Genomic DNA, 22,529 nt, shown 5'->3' with positions numbered 1-22,529 from the left:
GCCAAAGGGGCGCGGGGGCGCGACCAGCCACGTCCGGCCCGCAGCCGACACTCGACAATCAGTCGTCCGGCGCTACCAGCGGAGCGTTACGGCTCCTCCCGCCACCCGTCCCACTCCCCCACGAACTCGTCCAGCTCGCCCGGGTCAAGCCGCCCGTCCTCGTCCCGCAGCACGAGCAGCCACTGCGCGTCCTCCGCGTCGTCCTCACCGGCCAGCGCGTCCCGTACGAGCTGCGGCTCCTCGGACAGCCCGAACCGGTCCCCGAGCGCCTCGGCCACCTCCTCAGCGGCATCACGGTCGGGCAGCACCAGCACATGTCTCACATCACTCACGGCAGCCATTGTCCGACATCCCGGCAGCTCAGCAGCCCGGCACCCGCACCATCGGCACACGGTCGAGTTCGATCCCGAACCGCTCCCGGTACGCCTTGAGCACCTCCGAGTCCGTGCCCAACTCGCGCTCCTCCCGCGCCCCGTCGGCGCCCGTCGCCTTGAGGGTGCGCCCGCTGAGCGTGATCCTCCCTCCGTCCTCCGTCACCCTTGAGCACACCAGCGACTGCACGAAGTGCGACGCGGGCGAGGTGCTGTGCCACCACGCCCCGGCCACGAAGTCGCCGAGCTCACGGGGCCGCACCTCCAGCCGGTACTTCGGCCTGCCGTTCACGACGACATCCAGGTCCGGCCCCGCCCCGACGATCCGGAACCTGCCACCGGGATCCTCCTGCTCCCCCCTCTCCCCGAACGCCAGCGGATAGTGGCTGTGCGCCCCGAAGCCCACATCCGCCAGCCACTCGCTCCCGTCCGACGCCCGCACCCGCAGCACGAGATGGTCGTACGGAATCCCGAGCCGCCCCTCGTTCCCGTGCACCCGCGCCGCGAGCAACGTGACATCGAACCCGAGCGCGCCGAGCAAGGCCCCGAACGCACCGTTGAGTTCGTAGCAGAACCCGCCCCGCCGCGCCCCCACCACCTTGTCCAGCAGCCGCTTCTCCTCCAGCACGATCTCCTCACCGAGGTGGACCGACAGGTTCTCGAAGGGCACCGTCTGCAGATGCCGCAGGTGCAGCTCGCGCAGCACGTCAACGGTGGCGCCGGCGGCCCGCGCCGGGCGCCCGGCTCCCAGGCGGCGGAGGTAGGCATCGGCCTGTGCTGAATTCATGCCCTCAGTCTCGCGCCACCCCCAGCTCCCGGCCCGCCCCCGTGACCGCGAGGGCCCCGTCCCGGTCCGTCCGCAGCACCACCGCGCCCTCGGCCCGCAGCGCCGCGACCGTGCTGGGGGCCGGATGCCCGTACGGGTTGTCCTTCCCGCAGCTGATCAGCGCGATCCGCGGCGCCACCCTGCGCATCAGCTCCGGGTCCTGGTACGCCGAGCCGTGATGGGCCACCTTGAGGACGTCCACACCGCCCAGCAGCGCACCCTCCGGTGACCTCAACAGCGCCTGCTGGGCCGGGGGTTCGAGATCCCCGAGCAACAGGAGCCGCAGCCCGCCCGATCTGACGAGCAGGGCGACGCTGGCGTCGTTCGGCCCGTCCGGATCCGGTGCCGGGCCGGGTGGGGGCCACAGCACCTGCCAGGAGAGCGAACCGGTCCGGCGCTGCTCCCCGGCCACGGCGTGGGTGAGCGGGATGTGCCGTGCCGCCGCCTCCTTCCGTACGAACTCCACCTGGTCCGCGGGCTCTTCGAAGCCCGTCGTCTCGATCGCCCCCACCGAACGCCCGCGCAGCACACCGGCCAGCCCGGCCACATGGTCGGCATGAAAGTGGGTGAGCACGATCAGGGGGATTCTGGTGATGCCGAGCGTGCGCAGGCAGTGGTCGACGAGCGTCGGATCGGGCCCGGCGTCCACCACCACACCGCTGCCGTCCCCCGCCGCGAGCACTGTCGCGTCGCCCTGCCCCACGTCGCACATCGCGAACCGCCACCCCGGCGGCGGCCATCCTGTGATCACCCTGGTCAACGGTGGCGGCTGCACGACGACGAGGACGAGCAGCACCCCGCAGGCACCGCACAGCCACGGATGTCTCAGCAACCGTCGGCCGATCAGCAGGGCGGCCACCGTGGCCAGGGCGAGCAGCCCCGCCCCGGTCCAGCTGCCCGGCCAGTCCACTCCCCCGCCGGGCAGGGCGGCTCCCGTCCGGGCGATGTCCGCGATCCAGCCTGCGGGCCAACTCGCGCACCAGGCCAGCGCCTTGGCCACCGGCATCAGCACCGTCGCCGTCGCCAGCGCCGCGAAGCCCAGCACCGTGGCCGGCGCCACCGCGATCTCCGCGAGCAGATTGCACGGCACCGCCACCAGACTCACCCGTGCCGACAGCACGGCGACGACAGGCCCGCACAGCGCCTGGGCCGCGGCGGCCGCGGCCAGCCCCTCGGCCAGCCTCGGCGGGACCCGGCGCCGGCGCAGCGCCTCGCTCCAGCGGGGCGCGAGGGTGAGCAGGGCGCCGGTGGCCAGCACGGAGAGCAGGAAGCCGTAACTCCGGGCCAGCCAAGGGTCGTACAGCACGAGCAGCAGTACCGCCGTCGCCAGCGCCGGGACGAGTGATCTGCGGCGTCCGGTCGCCAGGGCGAGCAGTACGACGGCCCCGCAGGCCGCGGCCCGCAGCACACTCGGATCCGGTCTGCACACGACCACGAACCCGAGCGTGAGCGCTCCTGAGAGCAGCGCGGTCGTCCGCAGCGGGATGCCGAGCCGGGGCGCGAGTCCTCGGCGCTCTGCCAGTTGTGCCATGCCGGGTGGGCCGATGAGCAGGGCGAGGATGATGGTGAGGTTGCTCCCGGACACCGCGAGGGTGTGGGCGAGGTCGGTCTCCTTGAAGGCCTCGTCCAGTTCCGGAGTGATCCGCGAGGTGTCCCCGACGACCAGCCCGGGCAGCAACGCCCTGGCATCCGCCGGCAGCCCGTCGGTCGCCTCCCGCAGCCCGGCCCGCAACCGCCCAGCGAACCGCTGCACCCCCGACGGCCCGCCCACCACGTCCGGCTCGGCCTGCCGCCGTACCCGCAGCACACCCGCGACCCGATCACCGCCGACCACTGCGGGCGCCAACCGGGCAAGGACACGCACCCGTGTGGAGGGCAACAGCTCCAGCCAGGGCGACCGTGCCGGCCTCCCGGCGGAGTTCTCCGCTCCGGCTCCACGTGCCCCCACGTCGACGATCACCAGCACGGGCGCCCGTGTCACGACCGCCGTACCGTCCGCCTGCTCGACCCGTCGTACCTCCCCTTCCATCAGTACGGAGGCCGGGGCGGCATGGTCCCCTCTGATCCGGGGCCGGGTGAGCCGTGGGTCGGAGGTGACCTCGACCTCGGCGGTCACGGTGGCGTACTGCCGCGCCAGCCCCGGCACGGGCCCGCGCCGCAGATCGGCTCCATGCAGTCCGGCGGAGACGGCGGCCGCGCCGACACAGAGCAGCACGGCGGCGGCCGAGACCCGCGGCCACGCTCTCGGCCCCGGTGAATCGACCCGTTCGCCCCGTCGCCGTACCAGCAGCAGGACCGCGCCCGCGGTCAGGCATACGACCGCGACACCCGTGACCCACCCGGACGTCGCGTCCAGCATCACCGCAGCCGTCGCCCAGACCGCGAGCGCGGGCGGCACGAGGCGTAGGTCCGTCGGTCCTTCCTGTCGGGGGTGGGCGGCTCCGAGCCGTCCTGTGGAGGCGGCGTGGACGGCTGCGCGCCGGGCCGGGGGATGGGGTGCGCGCCTCATGGCCGTACGAGATTCCGGAGATCGGCGAAGCGGCGGTCGCCGATGCCGTTGACCTGGCGCAGCTCGTCCACCGAGCGGAAACCGCCGTGCTGTGTGCGGTAGTCGACGATGTGCTGGGCGAGCACGGGGCCGACGCCCGGCAGGGTGTCGAGCTGGTCGACGGTGGCGGTGTTGAGGGCGACCGGAGCCGCGGGAGCGGCGCCCGCCGCAGAGCCGGCCGGACCGCCGGCGGCTGCACCGGGCGCCGGGGCTGCGGGACCGCCGACGATCACCTGCTCTCCGTCCACGAGGAAACGGGCCCGGTTGAGGCCGTCCGTGCTCGTGCCGGGACGCACCCCGCCGGCCGCGTGCAGGGCGTCTGCGACACGCGACCCGGCGGGCAGGCGATGGATCCCGGGTTCGCGGACCTTGCCGCTGACGTCCACGACGATCTCGGCCCCGGCCGTGGCCGCGGCATTCGGCGCCCCGGGCGAACCGTCCGGGGCGGGCTCCCCGCTCCCCTTCCGCTCACCGAACGGAGCCACCGCCCGCACCACCTCGGGTGCCCGCACGGACTGCGTCCGCCCGGCCCAGAAGTGCTGAACGGCGAACACCGCTGCGACGACGAGCAGCGCCGTCAGCGCGACCACGCTCCGCCGCTCCAGCCCGCACCTGGTCTGCAGCCACAGCGGCATCCGCTCCCGCAGCGCAAGCCCGGCCCGCACTCGCCAGGCCTCCCCGGCCGGAGAAACCTCCGGGCTCTCGACCGCGCCTGGGGCCGGTGGAAAATCCGGGCCCGCAGCCCCTCCTGCGCGCGGAGGAATCGCGCGCTCGTCATCCTCCTCCACAGACCGCACTGGCGGCCCCGCCCCCGACTCCCGCCACTCACCAGCGCGTTCGGGGAACAACACCTCCGCGCGCCGACGGAGATCCTCCGCCGACGCATGCCGGTGCCGGGCTCGGCTGCCCACCGGCGGGCGGCGCCGGCGGATCCGGCCGTCAGAGGCGGGTCCCCGCCCCGGGCCGCTGGAAGCGGTCGCTGTACGTGAACGTGATCGAAGTGCCATGCGACGAGGATCGGGCAGTCGGCAACTTCGCGATGATCTTGCTCAATTCCCGGGGATTACCGCCCAGTTGTGGATAACTTCGCCACCCACACGGGGGGCGGCCGTCACCGCGGCGAGACCACAACCCCCAGCAGACCGGGCCCGGTGTGCGCCCCGATCACCGCTCCCACCTCGCTCACATACAGGTCGGCCAGCCCGGGCACCCTCGCCCGCAACCGGTCCGCGAGGGCCGACGCCCGCTCGGGGGCGGCGAGATGGTGGACAGCGATGTCGACCTGTGCGCTGCCGGCGCGGTCGGCCGCGATCTCCTCCAGGCGGGCGATCGCCCTCGATGCCGTGCGGACCTTCTCCAGGAGTTCGATCCGGCCACCGTCCAGCTGCAGCAGGGGCTTCACGGCGAGCGCGGAGCCCAGCAGGGCCTGCGCGGCGCCGATCCGGCCGCCGCGGCGCAGATAGTCGAGGGTGTCGACGTAGAAGTAGGCGGAGGTGCCGGAGGCCCGCTTCTCCGCGGCCGTGACGGCCTCGTCCACCGTCCCGCCCGCCTCCGCCGCCTCCGCAGCGGCCAGCGTGCAGAACCCGAGCGCCATCGCGACCGCCCCGGTGTCCACCACCCGCACCGGCACCGGCGCCTCACGCGCCGCCAGGACCGCCGCGTCGTACGTGCCCGACAGTTCGGCGGAGAGATGGAGGGAGACGATGCCGGTCGCACCGGACTCGGCGACCTTGCGGTAGGTCTCGGCGAAGAGCTGGGGGCTGGGGCGCGAGGTGGTGACCGGGCGCCGCTTCTGCAGTGCCTGGGCCAGGGAGCGCGTCGAGATCTCGGTGCCCTCGTCCAGCGCCTGGTCGCCGAGGACCACGGTCAGGGGCACAGCTGTGATGCCGTGGCGCTCCATCGTCCGCGGCGGCAGGTAGGCCGTTGAATCGGTGACGATCGCGACATGGCGGGACATGAGCTGGAGGTTACCTGCCGTAGCGCCCGGACGGCAGCCCGGCCCCTCTCACCTGGTCTGCCCTTGACCGGATCAAGTAGTGCTCTCGGGGCGGGGTTTCTTCTGCCAGGGGTACGAGGGCCGCCGTCCCGGCGGGGTGATGGCGGATCGCTTCGGCTCCTCGGCGGTGCGGGACAGGGGTGTCTCGGGCCAGGTCTGCCGGGATGCCGCGCTGTCGGCGGCCGGGGCCTCGGGCCACGGCGGCGGGGTCGACGCGGGCTCCGCCGTCGTCCAGTGCCGCAGGGCGCCCGCCTCGACGTCTATCTGCGTGCTGAGCGAGTCCAGGTCGTCGTCGGCGAAGCGGCGGGCCCGGTCGCGGGCCGCCCAGCGCAGTGCGTCTGCGGACTGGACGATGCGCTCGGTGCGCTCCCGCAGGGCGGGCAGCCGCTCGGCGAGCGTCGTCCGGTCCGGCTCGGCCTCCAGGCGCTTGAGATCGCCGTCCAGTTCGTGTCCGTGCACGCTGAGGCGCTGGAAGAGGCCCAGGGACTCCTTGAGGGACTCGTCCTCGGCCACGCCCGCGTGCAGCGCGTCCTGCGTGGCACGCATCGATGTGCGCAGTTTCAGCCGCAGTTGGGCCAGCTCGCCCGCCGCTCCGGGCTGGACGAAGGACTTGGCCCGCAGGGTGTGGTCCTCGACCGTGCGGCGGGCCTGGGTGATCGTGCGGTCCACGCCCCGCTTGGCGGCGCCGACGGCCTTCACCGCGGCATAGGTGCCGAGTACCAGGAAGAGCACGAAGAGCAGGGCGAACACTGCGATCACTGCTTCCACCGCTCCTCCTCCGACCGGTCGCGACACGCACCGCGTCGCTCTTCCACGGTAAACGAGGCGGGCAGGCCCGGAGTTCCAGAAAAACCCCGAACCTGCCCGTAGGGGACTACCCCGAGGCGGGACTGTCCCGAGGCACCTGCGCCCCGGGCCGCCCGCGCTTACGCCGGAACGATGTTGACCAGCTTCGGTGCCCGCACGATCACCTTGCGGATGCCCGCGCCGTCCAGCGCCGCGACGACCTTTTCGTCGGCCAGCGCGACCTTCTCCAGCTCCTCCTCGGAGATGGTCGGCGAGACCTCCAGCCGCGCCTTGACCTTGCCCTTGATCTGCACGACGCAGGTCACGGCCTCGTCGACCACGTACGCCGGGTCGGCGACCGGGAAGTCCCGGTGGACGACGGAGTCGGTGTGGCCCAGCCTGCGCCACAGCTCCTCGGCGATGTGCGGGGCCAGCGGCGCGACCAGCAGCACCAGCGGCTCGGCGACCGGGCGCGGCACCGCACCGCCCGCCTTGGTCAGATGGTTGTTCAGCTCGGTGACCTTGGCGATTGCGGTGTTGAACCGCAGGCCCTCCAGGTCCTGACGCACGCCGTCGATCGCCTTGTGCAGGGCACGCAGCGTGTCCTCGTCGGGCTCGGCGTCCGTCACCGTCACGGAACCGGTCGTCTCGTCGACGACGTTGCGCCACAGCCGCTGCAGCAGCCGGAACTGGCCCACCACCGCGCGCGTGTCCCACGGCCGCGACACGTCCAGCGGGCCCATCGCCATCTCGTACAGGCGCAGGGTGTCGGCGCCGTACTCGGCGGCGATCTCGTCCGGAGTGACCGCGTTCTTCAGGGACTTGCCCATCTTGCCCAGCAGCCGGGAGACCTTCTCGCCCTGGTAGTAGTAAGCGCCGTTGCGCTCCTCCACCTCGGCGGCCGGCACCGCGATGCCGCGGCTGTCGCGGTAGACGTAGGCCTGGATCATTCCCTGGTTGAACAGCTTGTGGAACGGCTCCGCGGAGGAGACATGCCCCAGGTCGAACAGGACCTTGGACCAGAAGCGCGCGTACAGCAGGTGCAGCACGGCGTGCTCGGCGCCGCCCACGTACAGGTCGACACCGCCGTGCGGCTGGCCCTCGCGCGGGCCCATCCAGTACTGCTCGATCTCGGGGTCGACCAGCTTCTCGCTGTTGTGCGGGTCCAGGTAGCGCAGCTCGTACCAGCAGGAACCGGCCCAGTTGGGCATGGTGTTGGTCTCGCGGCGGTACGGCTTCAGCCCGTCGCCCAGGTCCAGCGTGACGTTGACCCAGTCCTCGTTGCGGGACAGCGGCGTCTCCGGGGACGTGTCGGCGTCGTCCGGGTCGAAGGTGCGCGGCGAGTAGTCCTCGACCTCCGGCAGCTCCAGCGGCAGCATCGACTCGGGCAGCGAGTGGGCGATGCCGTCCTCGTCGTAGACGATCGGGAAGGGCTCGCCCCAGTAGCGCTGACGGCTGAACAGCCAGTCGCGCAGCCGGAAGTTGACGGTGCCCTCGCCGATGCCCTTGCGCGCCAGCCACTCGGTGATGCGCGCCTTGGCCTCGGCGACGCCCAGGCCGTCCAGGGAGATGTCGTCGTTGGACGAGTTGATGATCTTCGCGTCGTACGCCCCGAAGGCGTTCTCCCACGTCGAGGTGTCGGTGCCCCGGCCGTCGGTCGGCTCGACGATGCAGTGGATCGGCAGCTCGAAGGCGCGCGCGAACTCGAAGTCGCGCTGGTCGCCGCACGGGACGGCCATGATCGCGCCGGTGCCGTAGCCCATCAGGACGTAGTCGGCGATGAAGACCGGGACCTGGTCTCCGTTGACCGGGTTGGTCGCGTACGCGCCGATGAAGACGCCGGTCTTGTCCTTGGCCTCGGCCTGCCGCTCGACGTCGGACTTCGAGGCGGCCTGCGCGCGGTAGTCGGCGACGGCCTCGGCCGGGGTCGCGTGACCGCCGGTCCACACCTCGTGCGTGCCCTCCGGCCAGGCGGCCGGGGTGAACTTCTCGACCAGCGGGTGCTCGGGGGCCAGCACCATGTAGGACGCGCCGAACAGCGTGTCCGGGCGCGTGGTGAAGACCGTAATGCGCTCGCCGTCGATCGGGAAGTCGACGCGTGCGCCCTCGGAGCGGCCGATCCAGTTGCGCTGCTGCAGCTTGATGGCCTCGGGCCAGTCCAGCGCCTCCAGGTCCTGCAGCAGCCGGTCGGCGTATGCGGTGATCCGCATGTTCCACTGGCGCAGCTTGGCCTTGAAGACCGGGAAGTTGCCGCGCTCGGAGCGGCCGTCGGCGGTGACCTCCTCGTTGGCCAGCACGGTGCCCAGCCCGGGGCACCAGTTGACCGGCGCGTCGGAGGCGTAGGCCAGCCGGAACTCGCCCAGGACGTCGGCGCGCTCGGCGGCGGTCAGCTCGCTCCACGCGCGCGTGTGACCCGGTACGGCACGGTCACCGGTCTCGAACTGGGCGATCAGCTCGGAGATCGGGCGGGCCTTGTCGGCCTCGTCGTCGTACCAGGAGTTGAAGATCTGCAGGAAGATCCACTGGGTCCACTTGTAGTAGTCCGGGTCGATCGTGGCGAACGACCGGCGCTTGTCGTGGCCCAGGCCCAGCCGGCGCAGCTGGGACTTCATGTTCTCGATGTTGGCCTCGGTGGACACCCGCGGGTGCGTGCCGGTCTGCACGGCGTACTGCTCGGCGGGCAGGCCGAAGGCGTCGAAGCCCAGGGTGTGCAGGACGTTGTGGCCGGTCATGCGCTGGAAGCGCGCGAAGACGTCGGTGGCGATGTACCCCAGGGGGTGGCCGACGTGCAGGCCCGCACCGGAGGGGTACGGGAACATGTCCATGATGAACTTCTTGGGCCGGGCGACGACCTCGGGGTCACCGGCCAGGTCGCCCTTGGGGTTCGGCGCCGCGTAGGTGCCCTCGGCGTCCCAGAAGTCCTGCCAGCGTGCCTCGATCTCGGCCGCCACGGCGGCCGTGTAGCGGTGCGGCGCTGCCACCTCGGCGGCAGCGGGGTTCGTCTCGCTCATGATCCTTAAGCTCCATCGATCGTCTCTGCCAGCAGCGGTGTCGTTCGAGAAACGAAAAATCCCCTCGCACAGGAGGGGACGCCGCGCCGATTCCGACCATCCGATTCGCCCGGTGGTCGGGACTGATCAGCGCGGCCCGCTAAGCAGAAGGCGTACAGCACGCATGGCGTTAGGGTACCGCAGCGCTTGAGCACGATGCGACGCGCTTCCGTATGGCTCCTTGGCACCACTGTCATCACCCGACAAAAGCTGAACCAAGGTCAAAAGTTACTTCGCGTAACACCCACTACCGGGACATCGCAACGAGCGCGTTGTCCTTTGATAACAACGCAATAACTCAAACCTCGTACCGATCGGTATGGAGCCACTTAGAGTTCGGCAGCGGGACCGCCTTCCCGAACTGCTTCGGAGTTGCCCCCATGAACCCTCGTCGTCGTAACACCTCGCTCCCCAAACCGGGCCGGTCGGCCTACGGGGTGGCGTCGGCAGTCGTACTGCTGCTCATACCCGTGGTCGTGCTGCTCGGAGGGAGCTGGCTGCAGGACTTCCTCAACTTCGGCGCGGGCGTCCTGTCGCTCGTCTGCCTCACCTGCTCGGTGATCTGGGGCCTGGTGGCCCAGGACCGGCTCATCCTGAACACGCGGCAGCGGATCGTGGCGCAGGGCATCCATCGGGTGACGGCCGTCGGCTCGATCGCGTTCCTGCTGGTGCACATCACTGTCAAGCTGGCGCTGGACCATACCGTGCTGATCGCCGCGCTGATCCCGTTCAGCCTCGGCGTCAAGGGCAGCGGGGGCCTCATCGGCCTCGGCTCGCTGGCCGGACTGCTCATGATCTTCGTGGGCATCACCGGGGCCCTGCGCAACCAGTTCGCCTCCCCGGCGCCGGTCGCGGCGCGCTGGCGCGCCATGCACGCACTGGCCTACCCGGCCTGGTGCTCGGCGCTGGTCCACGGCCTGTTCGCGGGCCGCGCGGCAAAGCCGTTCTTCGTGATCTCGTACGAGCTGTGCCTGGTCGCGGTCGCCGCGGCCCTCGCCCTGCGTGCGGCCCCCCGGCCGTTCAAGCGCAAGGTCGCCGACCGGCTCGCCGCGCTCCTGGGCAATGAGCCGGGCGCGGCCCGCGCCGAGGAGCTCGAAGCGAGCCGCGCACGGGTCACCGAGACCTCCTCCGCACTGCCGGGCTACGAGAACGCGCGGGCGCCGAAGCCGTCCCCCGCCGACACGATGACGACGCCCGCAGCGCCCTACTACGACGTCCCCGCCGCCCGCACCATGACCCCGGAGCCCGCGAACGGCTTCGCGGCCGCCTACCGCGCCGTCACGCCCCAGCAGCGCGGCCAGCAGCCCTACGCGGCCGACCAGACCGCACGCATGGACCTCCCCATGGACATGCAGGCCACAGAGGGGATCCCGCGCGTCGACGGCGGCTCGGGCAGCTGGCCCGTCCCCACGCCCCCGCCGGTCGGCGAGGCGCCCCCGTCGGCGTACGACCCGATGCAGGACACGGGATACAACATCCCGGCCTACGGCAATTCGGGCACCGCGGCGTATCGCAACAGTGATGTGTACGACACCGGTGAGACGAACACCCTCTACGGCACGTACAACGCCAACGACACGTACAACAGCGGTCCCGCCAATGAACCAATGCCCGGTGAGTCCTTCGACGCACCGGGTTCGGGCGAACCTTGGAACACGCCTTCCGGAGGCTATAGGTGAACGAGGCCCTGCCCGACGTACCAGAAGTCCGCGTGGTCGGACTTCCGCAGCTCACGTCTGGCTTCGACCTTGTCGAAAGACTCGATCTGCCCATGCACCTCAAGGTGCACGGGCCGCTCGAACCGTTGGGCGGCGAGCAGCTCGCGAAGCTCGCCGAGAACATCAACCTGAAGGGCCGCGGCGGCGCGGGCTTCCCCTTCCACAAGAAGCTGCGCTCGGTCGCCGAAGCGGCGATCAAGCGCGGCGTACGGCCGGTCGTCGTCGTCAACGGAAGCGAGGACGAGCCTGCCTGCCGCAAGGACACGGTGCTGATCAACCGTGCCCCGCACCTCATCCTGGACGGCGCTCTGCTGGTCGCGGAGGCGCTGGGTGCCCGCACGCTCGTGGTGGGGGTCACCCGTGAGTCGACGCAGCGCTCGATGGAGGCCGCGCTCGCCGAACGCGGCCTGAGCAACGGCCGCCGATCGGCTCTACGCGCGCGCGTGCAGCGCAATCCCGTCCGCATGGTGACCGGAGCGGCAGCGTCGCTGATCCGGTCCATCGACGGCGGCCCGGCGATCCCGCCCGGCCGCAAGGTCAGCGCCTCCCAGAACGGCGTGGGCGGCGCACCGACCCTCCTCTCGAACGCCGAGACGTTCGCGCAGCTGGCGATCGCCGCCCGTATCGGCCCGGAGCGTTACGGCAACACCGGTCTGTACGACGAGCCGGGCACCGTCATGCTGACGGTCTCCGGTGCGGTCGCCCGCCCCATGGTGATCGAGGTCCCCACGGGCGTGCCGCTGCGCTACGTCCTGCAGCTCGCCGGCGCCCCGCCGGTCCCGCAGGGCGTGCTGACCGGCGGCTACCACGGCAAGTGGATCGACGCGGCGACGGTCAACGAGGCGATCGTCTCCCGCAACTCCCTGGACGCGGTGGGCGGTGCGCTCGGCGCCGGCGCCATCCTGCCCATCACGCAGGAGACTTGTCCGCTGGGCGAGTCGCTGCGCGTGGCGCAGTGGCTGGCCGAGGAGAGCGCGGGACAGTGCGGTCCCTGCTACCTCGGCCTGCCCGCCGCCGCGCGCGGCATGGCCGACATCCTCAACGGCGGTGGCCCGGCCGCCCTGGAGGCGCTCAAGCAGGTCGCCAAGAACGTGAAGCGGCGCGGTGCGTGCTCGCACCCGGACGGCTCCGCGATGTTCCTGGAGTCGACCATCAAGGCGTTCACCGACGACCTCGCGGCGCATGTCCTCGGAAACGGCTGCGGACGGCCCGTGGAGGGCGTTCTGCCGCTCTTCGAGGGCGGCCAGCTGCCCACGGGCCTCCCGGGCGGCCAAGAGCCCGAGGAGAACGGCCCCAGCCGTCAGAAGATCTACGTCGACTGGACCCTGTGCCGCGGCCACGGCCTGTGCGCCGACATCCTCCCCGAGGTGTTCGAACTCGGCGCCGACGGCTTCCCGACCGTCGCCCAGGCCCAGGTGCCGCGCTATGCGGAGGCCAAGGCCCTGCGCGCGGTGCGCCGTTGCCCGGCGCTCGCCCTGCGCATCGAGGAGGAGACCCCGCGGGACCGTGCCCCGTCCCGCAACCTGCCGGTCCTCTCCCAGGGCCGCGGGCGCCGCGCACTGGGGCGCTGAGCCGACGTCAGAAGTCTTGAGGGGGCCGCCCGCACCGGGCGGCCCCCTCAAGCACAACTGCCCCCGGAAACACGAAGATCCCGCCGGATCGAAACGATCCGGCGGGATCTTGACTGTGGAGCTAAGGAGAATTGAACTCCTGACCTCCTGCATGCCATGCAGGCGCTCTACCAACTGAGCTATAGCCCCTTGCGGTGGTCCCCCGGGGTTTCCCTCGGCGGCGACGCCAACATTACACGGTCCACCGGGTGGAACACCAAATCGTTTCCGTCGGCCCGGGACAGGGCCGACGGCGTCAAGCAGTGACGAACGAATAGAACCGCTTGAGCGTGCAGTGCTCCTCCAGGAGACGGCCATAGATCGGCTCGCCCTCCAGCTCGCGGTACGTCTCGATCGGGTCGCCCTTTATGATCAGCGCCCGCGCGCACTCCTCGCACCAGTACTGGTAGTCGGGGTTGACCGGTTCCATGTCGCGGACGATCGGCGTACCACTGCCGCACCAGTCGCACTTTCGCCTGTGTGCACCCATCGATCAGCTCCAGCTGTGGCCGCAGGCCGTGCACACGTAGGAGATTCCGCCGTTGTCGCCGAGGACTTGGGCGACGTGGACGGAACCGCAGGAAGGGCAGAACAGACGGGTGACCGTGTCTCGTTTCGACGCCGCTTCGAGGAGGTGGCCGACCTCCTCGAGGATGCTCGCAGGCATCACTGCTCCCTCCCGTCGGGCCGCGCTCCCTTCCGGCCGTTTGATTCTGCCACGGCCGGACCAATACGGTCAGCGACGCCTCAGTACCAGTCCGGACACGGCGCTCCGCAGAGGTATACGCCTCGGGGGCCCCAAGTGACTCAAGCCGGTGCAAGAACGTGAAAAATCCCGCCCCCCGGAGGGGACGGGATCTTCGTCAACCGATCTGTGGAGCTAAGGAGAATTGAACTCCTGACCTCCTGCATGCCATGCAGGCGCTCTACCAACTGAGCTATAGCCCCTTGCGCTCTTCCCGCTCCGCGGGGCGAACGAGAAGAACTTTAGCCTGCGACCTGCCGGAAAGTGAAATCCGGGTGCGCGGACCGCCGGGGCGTCAGTCGTCGTCGCCGAGCACCGGCTCCGGCAGGGTGCCGGCGTTGTGCTCCAGCAGGCGCCAGCCGCGGGCGCCCTCGCCGAGGACGGACCAGCAGCAGTTGGAGAGACCGCCCAGGCTCTCCCAGTGGCGGGCCTCCAGGCCCAGGAGGCGTCCGATGGTGGTGCGGATCGTCCCGCCGTGGCTGACCACGACGAGGGTGCCGTCGTCGGGGAGCTTGTCGGCATGGCTCAGCACGACGGGGGCGGCCCGCTCGGCCACCTCGGTCTCCAGCTCGCCGCCGCCGCGGCGGACCGGCTCACCGCGCTTCCACGCGGCGTACTCCTCGCCGTACCGCCCGATGATCTCCTCGTGCGTCAGGCCCTGCCAGACGCCCGCGTAGGTCTCGCGCAGCCCCTCGTCGTGGGTGACCTCCAGGCCGGTGAGCAAGGCGAGCTCGGCCGCCGTGTTCGCGGCGCGCTGGAGGTCGGAGGCGACGATCGCGTCGGGCTTGAGGGAGACCAGCAGCCGGGCGGCGCGGCGGGCCTGGGACACGCCGTCCTCGGTCAGCGCGACGTCCGTGGTGCCCTGGAAGCGGCGCTCCACGTTCCAGGAGGTCTGGCCGTGCCGCCACAGGATGACGCGACGGCCGCGGCCGGGCCGGCCGCCGGACACCTCACCGGTGGCGGCCGTCACCAGTCACCGCCCAGGTCGGCCGCCTCCTCGGCGGCCCGGAGCTTGGCGTGCTCCTCGGCCTTGCCGCGGGTGGCCTTCGCGTCGGCGGGCAGGTCGAGCTCGGGGCAGTCCTTCCACAGCCGCTCCAGGGCGTAGAAGACGCGCTCCTCGCTGTGCTGGACGTGGACGACGATGTCGACGTAGTCGAGCAGGACCCAGCGGGCCTCGCGGTCGCCCTCGCGGCGCACCGGCTTGGCACCGAGCTCCTTCTGGAGCCGCTCCTCGATCTCGTCGACGATCGACTTGACCTGGCGGTCGTTGGGCGCGGAGGCCAGCAGGAAGGCGTCCGTGATCGACAGGACGTCGCTGACGTCGTAGGCGATGATGTCGTGCGCGAGCTTGTCGGCAGCCGCCTGGGCGGCAGTGTGGATGAGCTCGATGGAGCGGTCAGTGGCGGTCACTACATGGCTTTCGGTCGGCGGTCACTTGACACCAAGGGTCTCACGGACCGCCGGGGGTACCCCACGTGATTAAGGGATCACATGGGGCGCCCGCCGGCTGCCAGGACGACGGCTAGGACGACGACGGCTTGTAGTCCTGGCCGAGGACCACCGAGACGTTCGCGTTCGAGGTGACCTTGCCCTTGGTGACCGAGCCGGCGGCGAGGCCCAGGGTCTTGGCGACCTCGGTGGCGTTCGCCTTGTCGGCGGCGTCGGTGTAGACGACCTTGGACGTGGCCGAGGTGGCTGGGGCCGTGCCGCCCTCCAGGAAGGTGAAGCCGCCGTTGAGGAGGACGACTCGGGCCTTCTCCGTGTTGTCCTTCACACCGCTGGCGTTCTGGACGGAGACCCGGACCGCCGCGCCCTGGTCGGGGCTCTTCGCGGTGCCCCCGAGGACGTCCTTGACCACGCTGGCGCTCGCCTGCTGGCTCAGCGTGCCGTCGCTCTGGACGGGCAGCAGGGCGGTCTTGAAGTCGCCGCCCTTGGCGAGGTCGGAGAGCTTGGCGAGGAAGGTGCCGAGGTCCTTGTCGGTGAGGGACGGGTCGAGGATCTGGGCGAGCGTCTGGACGGTGGTGGTCGCCGCTGTCGGGTCGGAGGAGATCTTGCGCAGCATCCCCTGCATGACCTGCCCGAACCGCTCCAGCTGGGCGTTCTGGGCCTCGCCGGAGGCGCGATAGGTGGCGTAGGCGACGGCCATCTTGCCGCTGAGAGTCTGCGCCTTGCCCTTGTGGACGAGGGGCGCGGCACCCTTTTTTGTGGCAGCCGGGTCGGGTACGTCGGCGTTGGTGTCGACGTCGATGTTGCCGATGAGGTCGACGAGGTTCTGCAGATACGGGGTGTCCAGCCGCCAGGTGCCCTCGATGTTCGTGCCGAGGACCGTGTCGAGGGCGTCCCGGGTGCCGGAGGAGCCGTCGTCGTCGACCGACTTGGCGAGGGTGGACGTGTTGCCGTCGTCGTCCGTCAGGGAAAGGGAGTTGGGCAGCAGGACAGTGGTGCCCTGCTTGGTGGTGGTGTTGTCGACGAGCAGCGCCGTGGAGGTACCGCCCTTCTTGGTGTTGTGCAGATGGACGACGATCACGTCGCGGTTCTGGGCGCCGGCGGCCGTCGCGGTGCCCGTCTTGGACTTGGCCGACGACAGACCCGGCAGCTTCCCGGCGTACCAGAGGTAGCCCACCCCACCGACCGCGACCAGGGCCAGGACCACGACGAGGGCGACGAGGCGGCTGCGGGCGCGGCGCTTGGCCTCCTCGCGGCGCTCGGTGCGGTTCTCGGTGAAGTTCAGCCAGTCGATGACGTCCTCGGAGTCGGCGTCCGGATCCTCGACGAAGGCGAACTGCTCGGTGCGGTAGTCCCGTTCGGGCCGGGGCGGGGCCTTCTCGCCCTGGGTCTGCTCCGGCGGGCCGGCCTGCTGCGGGATGTAGGCGGTCTGCTCGGTGACGACACGGGGTTGCTGACCGCTTGCCGCGGCCTGCCCGTAGGGGTCGTACGGCGCCCCGGACGGGCCGCTCGGGTGCGTGCCGGTGCCGTAGGGGTCGTAGGAGGGCACGGGCGGCTGCTGGCCGGTCCCGTACGGGTCGTACTGCTGCGGCACCGGCTGCTGGCGGCCGGTGGCGTACGGGTCGTATCCGTAGCCCTGCTGCTGCCCGTACGGGTCGTACGGCTGCTGCGGGGCCTGTTGCGGCGCTGCCTGCCGGTAGACGGGCCGGCCGTACTCGTCGTAGCCGACGAGTTCGTACTGGTCCTCGTGGTCGCCGCCGTAGCCCGCGTCGTATCGGTCGTTCACCGGTGCCCCTCTCGGCTCACTCGCCGCGGTACAGCTCGCGCTTGTCGATGTAGCGCACGACTCCGTCCGGCACCATGTACCAGATGGGGTCTCCCTTGGCGACTCTCGCACGGCAGTCGGTGGAGGAGATGGCCAGCGCGGGAACCTCCACGAGAGAGACACCGCCTTCCGGGAGGCCGTGGTCGGTCAGGTGGTGGCCGGGGCGGGTGACCCCGATGAAGTGCGCAAGGGAGAACAGTTCTTCGCTGTCGCGCCAGGTCAGCAGCTGGGCGAGGGCGTCGGCGCCGGTGATGAAGAAGAGGTCCGTGTCGGGGTTGAGCGCCCGCAGGTCACGCAGGGTGTCGACCGTGTACGTGGGGCCGCCGCGGTCGATGTCGATACGGCTCACCGAGAACTGCGGGTTCTCGGCGGTCGCGATGACCGTCATCAGATAGCGGTCCTCGGCCGGGGAGACATGGCGGTGGCTCTTCTGCCAGGGCTGGCCGGTCGGGACGAACACCACCTCGTCCAGGTGGAACTGCGCGACGACCTCACTGGCCGCCACGAGGTGCCCGTGGTGGATCGGGTCGAACGTTCCGCCCATGACGCCGAGGCGGCGCTTGCCCGGGTTCGACGGCCCGTTGCCGGGGCCGCCCACCGGGCGGGGTTCCGTGCCGATCGCCGCGTCCTTCGCCGGACCGGTAGGCATGTCCTGCTCTCCCATGCGTGCAGACCCTACCGGCCCGGCCTGAGGGCACCGGCCCCCAGATATACGCGGGCGCCGGGCAACGGGCTCAGCGGTCGCGGTTGAAACGGGTGGTGATCCACAGCAGGAGCAGCAGGATGAACAGCGCGCTGCCACCGGTGACGTAGGGGCTGAGGCTCTCGTGGTTGCCACCGCCCTCGCCCTCGGCGGCAAGGGTGGCCAACTGGGCAGCGGTGCCGTGGAAGCTCATCTCAACAGGACCTATCCGATGTGGGCGGGATAAAGATGTCGGCCCATCGTAAGCGGGCGCCTTCCCGGCGATCACCCCGACTCCGCTGTCGGGGAACCCCGGGCGACCGTCAGTCGTCCTTCTGCTTGTAGCCCCGCAACAGGAACCACCCGGTCAGCGCACAACCCACCATCATCACGATCAGTACGACCCGGAGCAGATTCCCCGGCCCTTGGTGCTGGGCGGCGCTCGTGGCCTCGGCGAGCCAGGCGGCTGCGGGGGTGTGCTCCATGGTTTTGGACTCCTTCGGTGTAGTGCCCGTCCACGGTAACTCCGCCTAGGCTGGGGCTCGCTTCGGGGGCGCAAAGGGCCGCACAAGGGTCCGCAAAGGGCCACTCACACGCACATGGGGGAGAACATGTCCGACGACGGCCACCACGAGCACAACGGACACGAAAACGTTCCGAGCAGGCAGCGCAGGCGTTTCCCCGGGATCTCCTCGCGTGCGTACGAGCACCCCGCCGACCGCAGCGCGCTGGTGGCGCTGCGCAAGCTGAGCGGCTTCGACACGGTCTTCAAGGCGCTCAGCGGGCTGCTGCCCGAACGCAGCCTCAGGCTGCTGTTCCTGTCCGACTCGGTGCGCGTGTCCGATCAGCAGTTCGCGCACCTCAACGACATGCTGCGAGATGCCTGTTACATCCTGGACCTGGAGAAGGTCCCGCCGATGTACGTCAACCAGGACCCGCAGCCGAACGCGATGTGCATCGGCCTGGATCAGCCGATCATCGTCGTCACGACCGGGCTCGTCGAGCTGCTCGACGAGGAGGAGATGCGGGCGGTCGTCGGCCACGAGGTGGGCCACGCCCTGTCCGGTCACGCGGTGTACCGCACGATCCTGCTGTTCCTGACCAACCTGGCGGTCCGGGTCGCCTGGATCCCGCTGGGCACCATCGCGATCATGGCGATCGTGACGGCGCTGCGCGAGTGGTTCCGCAAGTCGGAGCTGTCCGCGGACCGGGCGGGGCTGCTGGCCGGGCAGGATCTGCAGGCCTCGATGCGCGGTCTGATGAAGATCGCGGGCGGCAACCATCTGCACGAGATGAACGTGGACGCGTTCCTCAAGCAGGCCGAGGAGTACGAGGAGGGCGGCGACCTGCGCGACTCCGTGCTGAAGATCCTGAACCTGCTGCCGCGGTCCCACCCGTTCACCACCATCCGGGCGGCCGAGCTGAAGAAGTGGTCCGAGTCCCGGGACTACCAGCGGATCATGGACGGCCACTACCCGCGGCGCAGCGAGGACAAGGACACCTCGGTCTCGGACTCGTTCAAGGAGTCGGCGGCCAGCTACGCCAGCAATGTGAAGAGCTCCAAGGATCCGCTGATGAAGCTGGTCAGCGACATCGCCGGCGGGGCCGGGGGCATCGGCGGGCGCGTGCGGCGCGGCTTCGACGGCTTCGCGAGCTCGGCTCCGGGGCAGGAGCAGCCGCCGTCGGACGAGCCGCCCACGGACACGCCGCCGCGGGACGACAAGTGATCTGAGGGTTCATGGCCGGCGGGGGCAGGAGCGCCCGCCGGTCACTCATACCTTGGGCTGTGCGCTCGTCGCGAGGGAGCCGCAGAGGGCCGTCGCGCCGCCGGTCGCATACGGGTCGGTGCCCGCGGGGCCGCCCGACTTGGCCGTCTGTCCGGCCAGCAGCGGGTGGAAGTGGTTGGTCGAGTCCTCGGCGCAGGACAGCGGGCCGGCCTGGACGTAGGAGACGACCAGCTGGGCCTGGTGCAGGCGGAGGTCGTCGCGGTCGAAGCGGAAGTGCAGCTCGCGCCGGACGGTGAACAGGGAGGCCGGGGCCTTGGCGTCGGCGCCGGTCGGTCGCAGCGCGTAGACGAAGGTGTGGTCCGCGGTGACCTCGAGGGTGGCCGAGTCGGTCTCGGTGGCCTGCAGCGTGCCCTGGACCCGGATCTTGCCGTCGGCGAGCTGGGCGCGGGTCTGGTCGAAGCGAACCAGCCATCCGGTGGGCTGATGCCGGCCGTCGGCCGTCGGGTGCTCGAAGCTCTGGTCGAACTGGTCGAGTTGGCTGGCGTCGAGCAGGACGCGCACGGAGCGGACATCCTGGCTGTTCAGGACCTCGGGGTAGAGCGAGGAGTGGACTATGTAGTCCTTGGCGGTGGTCAGAGCGGCCACCACCTGGCTGTCCGAGAAGTGCGCGGTGCGCCGCGCGGCGGGCAGCGGTATGCCCTCGGCGCCGACCCGGAACTGCGCGGCGGGGCTGTGCGTGTACAGGTACTCGGGATCGGCCGTGCCCGGCACCTTGCCCTGGGGGGAGAGCGGTATGACCGTCATCCGCAGGGGCTCCACGGGCTGCCGGGCGGCGGGGGTCTGGTAGGGGTGCCGTACACCCATGTAGATAGCGGTCCCGAAGGCCACCGCTATCAGCAGGACCAGGATCAGCGCCTGCCGGGACAGGCCCCGGTGCAGCGGCGGGCGGCGGCGCACGGCGGGCGCGTGGTCGGCCATGCGTTCCTGCGCGGAGAACTCCTGGAGGCGGGCAGCGCGGACGAACGACTCGTCGAAGACGACGGATCGGTACTCGTCCTCACCACCCCCGGGGGCGCCCTCGGGTGTCCCCTCAGGTGGGTCTCCAGGCCCTCCCATACCTTCAGGGTAGGTCTCCGGAAGCCCCGGTAAACGCCCTGGTACACGACAAGTTCTGACAGGTTCTCACCAGGATCGAAAGTGCGCGCGAAGGCCGTGCTCCGGGCGCCGCTCAGGGGCTGGGCGGGATGACCGAGAGCGCTGGCTGAGAGTTGTCGGCGGAAGCGGAGGGCGGCGCCGCGCTGCCCTGTTCCAGGCCGGTCGAGGCGGGCGGCGGCACCTGGTCCCGGCTGCCCGAGGAGGCACCCCGGTAGACCGCGGTGAAGGCCAGCGCGACCATGCCTATGCCCATCACGAGGGCGAGCATCCAGGCGACGGGGCGGTGCCAGCGGACCTGTTTTCCGTACGTCCCCGGGGCGCCGTAGCGGCCTTCGAGGACGTCGGTGTCGTCCAGGTCGTCGAGCTCGGGATCATGGCCGAAACCGGAGGGTTGGTATCCCTCCTCGTACCGCTCGCCTCTCCCGTGGGCCCGGCGGGCTTCCGCCTCGGAGGCCTCTGCTCTCGCCTGGGCGGCGGCAAGGAGGCGTTCGACGGCGGTCGGCTCGTGCACCACGGCCGCCCGTACAAAGGCCTCGTCGAAGACCACGGAGGCGAACTCTTCGTCCGACACCCCGCGGTCGTGGTCGTCTTCGGGCTCCCAGCCGTCAGGGAACGGCGTGCCCCCCACGTCCTCCGGCACGGATCCAGAGTAGACCTGGGGGGTCAATTTGGGCAGACGGTATGGAAATTCATCCGCCTTGTGAGACACCTCTCGTGGGCCTCGCGGCCCGCCGCAGTGGCGATCAGCGCCGGATGTGCCCGTCACCGGTGACGATGTACTTCGTGCTGGTGAGCTCCGGCAGCCCCATCGGCCCGCGGGCGTGCAGCTTCTGCGTGGAGATGCCGATCTCCGCGCCGAAGCCGAACTGGCCGCCGTCGGTGAAGCGGGTGGAGGCGTTCACGGCGACGGTCGTGGAGTCGACGAGCTGGGTGAAGCGGCGGGCGGCCTGCTGCGATGTCGTCACGATCGCCTCGGTGTGACCCGAGGTCCACAGCCGGATGTGCTCGACGGCCTTGTCCAGGGAGTCCACGACGGCGGCGGCGATGTCGTACGAGAGGTACTCGGTGTCCCAGTCCTCCGGCGTCGCCTCGACGACGGTCGCCTTGGAGTCCTTTGCGTACGCCAGCACCCGCGGGTCGGCGTGCACGGTCACCCCGGCCTCGGCGAGGGCGTCCAGGGCGCGCGGCAGGAACTCGGGGGCGATGTCCTGGTGGACCAGGAGGGTCTCGGCGGCGTTGCAGACGCTGACCCGCTGGGCCTTGGAGTTGATCAGGATGTCGATCGCCATGTCGAGGTCGGCGTGGGCGTCGACGTAGACATGGCAGTTGCCGGTGCCGGTCTCGATGACCGGGACGGTGGACTCCGAGACGACCGTCTGGATCAGGGAGGCGCCGCCGCGCGGGATCAGGACGTCGACCAGGCCCCGGGCGCGCATCAGCTCGCGCACGCTCTCGCGGCTCTCGCCGGGCACCAGCTGGATGGCGTCGGCGGGCAGCCCCGCGCCGCCCACGGCGTCGCGCAGCACACGCACCAGCGCGGTGTTCGACTCGTAGGCGGAGGCCGAGCCGCGCAGCAGAACCGCGTTGCCCGACTTCAGGCAGAGCGCCGCGGCGTCCACCGTCACGTTCGGGCGGGCCTCGTAGATGATGCCGACGACGCCGAGCGGGACGCGGACCTGGCGCAGGTCGATGCCGTTGGGGAGGGTGGAGCCGCGGACGACCTCGCCGACCGGGTCCGGCAGGGCGACGACGTCGCGCACGTCGGAGGCGATGGCGCGCACCCGCTCCGGGGTGAGCGTCAGCCGGTCGATGATGGCCTCGCTGGTGCCGGCCTCGCGGGCCTTGGCGATGTCCTTGGCGTTGGCCTCGACGATCTCGCTCGTACGGACCTCCAGGGCGTCCGCGATGGCGGCGAGCGCGTCGTCCTTGACCGCGCGCGGCAGCGGGGCGAGGTCGGCGGCGGCGGCCTTGGCGCGGTAGGCGGCCCGGTTGACCGGGGACATGGAGTCGTACGGCGAAAGCGTGGTCATGAGGGAAGGGTAGT

The 22,529-nt window shown here is 70.9% G+C and carries 21 protein-coding genes and 2 tRNA genes; 3 read left to right on the top strand and 20 right to left on the bottom strand.

Annotated elements, in window-relative coordinates; genetic code table 11:
• Positions 1 to 86: 86 nt before the first annotated feature.
• The 7 genes from P2Q00_RS24710 to leuS form a co-directional block, all read right to left on the bottom strand.
• Entirely contained in the window at positions 87 to 332 is a 246-nt protein-coding gene (locus tag P2Q00_RS24710) for a hypothetical protein (protein WP_275774876.1), read from the bottom strand.
• A gap of 28 nt (positions 333 to 360) precedes the next feature.
• Complete coding sequence (locus P2Q00_RS24705; protein WP_275774875.1) at positions 361 to 1,158, bottom strand: arylamine N-acetyltransferase family protein; 798 nt, start codon at positions 1,156 to 1,158, stop codon at positions 361 to 363.
• Between the two features lie 4 nt (positions 1,159 to 1,162).
• Entirely contained in the window at positions 1,163 to 3,706 is a 2,544-nt protein-coding gene (locus P2Q00_RS24700; RefSeq protein WP_275774874.1) for a ComEC/Rec2 family competence protein, read from the bottom strand.
• Positions 3,703 to 4,752: a ComEA family DNA-binding protein gene (locus P2Q00_RS24695; RefSeq protein WP_275774873.1), complete on the bottom strand. Its 1,050-nt coding sequence runs from the start codon at positions 4,750 to 4,752 to the stop codon at positions 3,703 to 3,705. The genes P2Q00_RS24700 and P2Q00_RS24695 overlap by 4 nt, the downstream gene beginning before the upstream one ends.
• 104 nt (positions 4,753 to 4,856) lie before the next feature.
• On the bottom strand, positions 4,857 to 5,702 hold the full coding sequence (locus P2Q00_RS24690; RefSeq protein ID WP_275774872.1) for a DegV family protein: 846 nt from the start codon (positions 5,700 to 5,702) through the stop codon (positions 4,857 to 4,859).
• A gap of 72 nt (positions 5,703 to 5,774) precedes the next feature.
• Positions 5,775 to 6,509 carry a hypothetical protein gene (locus P2Q00_RS24685; protein WP_275774871.1) on the bottom strand — a complete coding sequence of 245 codons (735 nt, stop codon included), beginning with the start codon at positions 6,507 to 6,509 and terminating at the stop codon, positions 5,775 to 5,777.
• A gap of 158 nt (positions 6,510 to 6,667) precedes the next feature.
• On the bottom strand, positions 6,668 to 9,538 hold the full coding sequence (gene leuS / locus P2Q00_RS24680; protein WP_275774869.1) for a leucine--tRNA ligase: 2,871 nt from the start codon (positions 9,536 to 9,538) through the stop codon (positions 6,668 to 6,670).
• Between the two features lie 419 nt (positions 9,539 to 9,957).
• Here leuS and P2Q00_RS24675 point away from each other — a divergent pair, with 419 nt between their 5' ends.
• Together P2Q00_RS24675 and P2Q00_RS24670 are read left to right on the top strand one after the other, a co-directional pair.
• The gene (locus P2Q00_RS24675) at positions 9,958 to 11,256 is read left to right on the top strand and encodes a cytochrome b/b6 domain-containing protein (RefSeq protein ID WP_275774868.1); all 1,299 of its coding nucleotides are present in this window, start codon (positions 9,958 to 9,960) and stop codon (positions 11,254 to 11,256) included.
• Complete coding sequence (locus tag P2Q00_RS24670; RefSeq protein WP_275774867.1) at positions 11,253 to 12,866, top strand: NADH-quinone oxidoreductase subunit NuoF family protein; 1,614 nt, start codon at positions 11,253 to 11,255, stop codon at positions 12,864 to 12,866. The genes P2Q00_RS24675 and P2Q00_RS24670 overlap by 4 nt, the downstream gene beginning before the upstream one ends.
• A gap of 116 nt (positions 12,867 to 12,982) precedes the next feature.
• Here the strand turns inward: P2Q00_RS24670 and P2Q00_RS24665 are convergent.
• The 10 genes from P2Q00_RS24665 to P2Q00_RS24620 all read right to left on the bottom strand — a co-directional run bounded on the left by P2Q00_RS24665 (position 12,983) and on the right by P2Q00_RS24620 (position 18,088).
• Positions 12,983 to 13,055 (bottom strand) — tRNA-Ala (locus P2Q00_RS24665).
• A 106-nt stretch (positions 13,056 to 13,161) separates the two neighbouring features.
• Positions 13,162 to 13,395 (bottom strand): hypothetical protein, encoded by a 234-nt coding sequence (locus P2Q00_RS24660; RefSeq protein ID WP_003976229.1) that lies wholly within the window; start codon positions 13,393 to 13,395, stop codon positions 13,162 to 13,164.
• A gap of 3 nt (positions 13,396 to 13,398) precedes the next feature.
• Entirely contained in the window at positions 13,399 to 13,572 is a 174-nt protein-coding gene (locus P2Q00_RS24655; RefSeq protein ID WP_275774866.1) for a hypothetical protein, read from the bottom strand.
• Positions 13,573 to 13,780: 208 nt separating this feature from the next.
• Positions 13,781 to 13,853, bottom strand: a tRNA-Ala gene (locus P2Q00_RS24650).
• Positions 13,854 to 13,945: 92 nt separating this feature from the next.
• On the bottom strand, positions 13,946 to 14,623 hold the full coding sequence (locus P2Q00_RS24645; RefSeq protein WP_275775189.1) for a histidine phosphatase family protein: 678 nt from the start codon (positions 14,621 to 14,623) through the stop codon (positions 13,946 to 13,948).
• Positions 14,617 to 15,060, bottom strand: a complete 444-nt coding sequence (gene rsfS, locus P2Q00_RS24640) for a ribosome silencing factor (RefSeq protein WP_275774865.1) — start codon at positions 15,058 to 15,060, stop codon at positions 14,617 to 14,619. The genes P2Q00_RS24645 and rsfS overlap by 7 nt, the downstream gene beginning before the upstream one ends.
• A 112-nt stretch (positions 15,061 to 15,172) precedes the next feature.
• Positions 15,173 to 16,882, bottom strand: a complete 1,710-nt coding sequence (locus P2Q00_RS24635) for an LCP family protein (protein ID WP_275774864.1) — start codon at positions 16,880 to 16,882, stop codon at positions 15,173 to 15,175.
• A gap of 16 nt (positions 16,883 to 16,898) precedes the next feature.
• Positions 16,899 to 17,585, bottom strand: coding sequence for a nicotinate-nucleotide adenylyltransferase (gene nadD, locus P2Q00_RS24630; RefSeq protein ID WP_275774863.1), 687 nt, complete (start codon positions 17,583 to 17,585; stop codon positions 16,899 to 16,901).
• 70 nt (positions 17,586 to 17,655) lie between these two features.
• Entirely contained in the window at positions 17,656 to 17,817 is a 162-nt protein-coding gene (locus P2Q00_RS24625) for a hypothetical protein (RefSeq protein ID WP_275774862.1), read from the bottom strand.
• Between the two features lie 109 nt (positions 17,818 to 17,926).
• Positions 17,927 to 18,088 (bottom strand): hypothetical protein, encoded by a 162-nt coding sequence (locus tag P2Q00_RS24620; protein WP_275774861.1) that lies wholly within the window; start codon positions 18,086 to 18,088, stop codon positions 17,927 to 17,929.
• Positions 18,089 to 18,214: 126 nt separating this feature from the next.
• Here P2Q00_RS24620 and P2Q00_RS24615 point away from each other — a divergent pair, with 126 nt between their 5' ends.
• A complete protein-coding gene (locus P2Q00_RS24615; protein ID WP_275775188.1) occupies positions 18,215 to 19,330 on the top strand; it encodes a M48 family metallopeptidase in 1,116 nt (371 codons plus the stop codon).
• Positions 19,331 to 19,375: 45 nt separating this feature from the next.
• On the opposite strand, the gene P2Q00_RS24610 is transcribed toward P2Q00_RS24615, so the two are convergent.
• From P2Q00_RS24610 to P2Q00_RS24600, 3 genes are all read right to left on the bottom strand, one after another.
• Positions 19,376 to 20,446, bottom strand: coding sequence for an SCO2583 family membrane protein (locus tag P2Q00_RS24610; protein WP_275774860.1), 1,071 nt, complete (start codon positions 20,444 to 20,446; stop codon positions 19,376 to 19,378).
• 112 nt (positions 20,447 to 20,558) lie between these two features.
• Positions 20,559 to 21,125, bottom strand: a complete 567-nt coding sequence (locus P2Q00_RS24605) for an SCO2584 family spore wall biosynthesis protein (RefSeq protein WP_275774859.1) — start codon at positions 21,123 to 21,125, stop codon at positions 20,559 to 20,561.
• 103 nt (positions 21,126 to 21,228) lie between these two features.
• Complete coding sequence (locus tag P2Q00_RS24600) at positions 21,229 to 22,515, bottom strand: glutamate-5-semialdehyde dehydrogenase (RefSeq protein WP_275774858.1); 1,287 nt, start codon at positions 22,513 to 22,515, stop codon at positions 21,229 to 21,231.
• Positions 22,516 to 22,529 lie beyond the last annotated feature (14 nt).

This window comes from Streptomyces coacervatus (genome assembly GCF_029223485.1).
In the GTDB taxonomy this organism is placed as follows: Bacteria; Actinomycetota; Actinomycetes; order Streptomycetales; family Streptomycetaceae; genus Streptomyces; species Streptomyces coacervatus.
This window is presented reverse-complemented; position numbering and strand designations above follow the sequence as displayed.

What these genes read in the sequence shown, in the direction of transcription:
- P2Q00_RS24705 (WP_275774875.1), bottom strand. Translation starts at nt 1,158, where the DNA reads ATGAATTCAGCACAGGCCGATGCCTACCTCCGCCGCCTGGGAGCCGGG.
- P2Q00_RS24700 (WP_275774874.1), bottom strand. Translation starts at nt 3,706, where the DNA reads ATGAGGCGCGCACCCCATCCCCCGGCCCGGCGCGCAGCCGTCCACGCC.
- P2Q00_RS24695 (WP_275774873.1), bottom strand. Translation starts at nt 4,752, where the DNA reads ATGGCACTTCGATCACGTTCACGTACAGCGACCGCTTCCAGCGGCCCG.
- P2Q00_RS24690 (WP_275774872.1), bottom strand. Translation starts at nt 5,702, where the DNA reads ATGTCCCGCCATGTCGCGATCGTCACCGATTCAACGGCCTACCTGCCG.
- leuS (WP_275774869.1), bottom strand. Translation starts at nt 9,538, where the DNA reads ATGAGCGAGACGAACCCCGCTGCCGCCGAGGTGGCAGCGCCGCACCGC.
- P2Q00_RS24675 (WP_275774868.1), top strand. Translation starts at nt 9,958, where the DNA reads ATGAACCCTCGTCGTCGTAACACCTCGCTCCCCAAACCGGGCCGGTCG.
- P2Q00_RS24660 (WP_003976229.1), bottom strand. Translation starts at nt 13,395, where the DNA reads ATGGGTGCACACAGGCGAAAGTGCGACTGGTGCGGCAGTGGTACGCCG.
- P2Q00_RS24655 (WP_275774866.1), bottom strand. Translation starts at nt 13,572, where the DNA reads ATGCCTGCGAGCATCCTCGAGGAGGTCGGCCACCTCCTCGAAGCGGCG.
- nadD (WP_275774863.1), bottom strand. Translation starts at nt 17,585, where the DNA reads ATGGGAGAGCAGGACATGCCTACCGGTCCGGCGAAGGACGCGGCGATC.
- P2Q00_RS24625 (WP_275774862.1), bottom strand. Translation starts at nt 17,817, where the DNA reads ATGAGCTTCCACGGCACCGCTGCCCAGTTGGCCACCCTTGCCGCCGAG.
- P2Q00_RS24620 (WP_275774861.1), bottom strand. Translation starts at nt 18,088, where the DNA reads ATGGAGCACACCCCCGCAGCCGCCTGGCTCGCCGAGGCCACGAGCGCC.
- P2Q00_RS24615 (WP_275775188.1), top strand. Translation starts at nt 18,215, where the DNA reads ATGTCCGACGACGGCCACCACGAGCACAACGGACACGAAAACGTTCCG.
- P2Q00_RS24610 (WP_275774860.1), bottom strand. Translation starts at nt 20,446, where the DNA reads ATGGGAGGGCCTGGAGACCCACCTGAGGGGACACCCGAGGGCGCCCCC.
- P2Q00_RS24600 (WP_275774858.1), bottom strand. Translation starts at nt 22,515, where the DNA reads ATGACCACGCTTTCGCCGTACGACTCCATGTCCCCGGTCAACCGGGCC.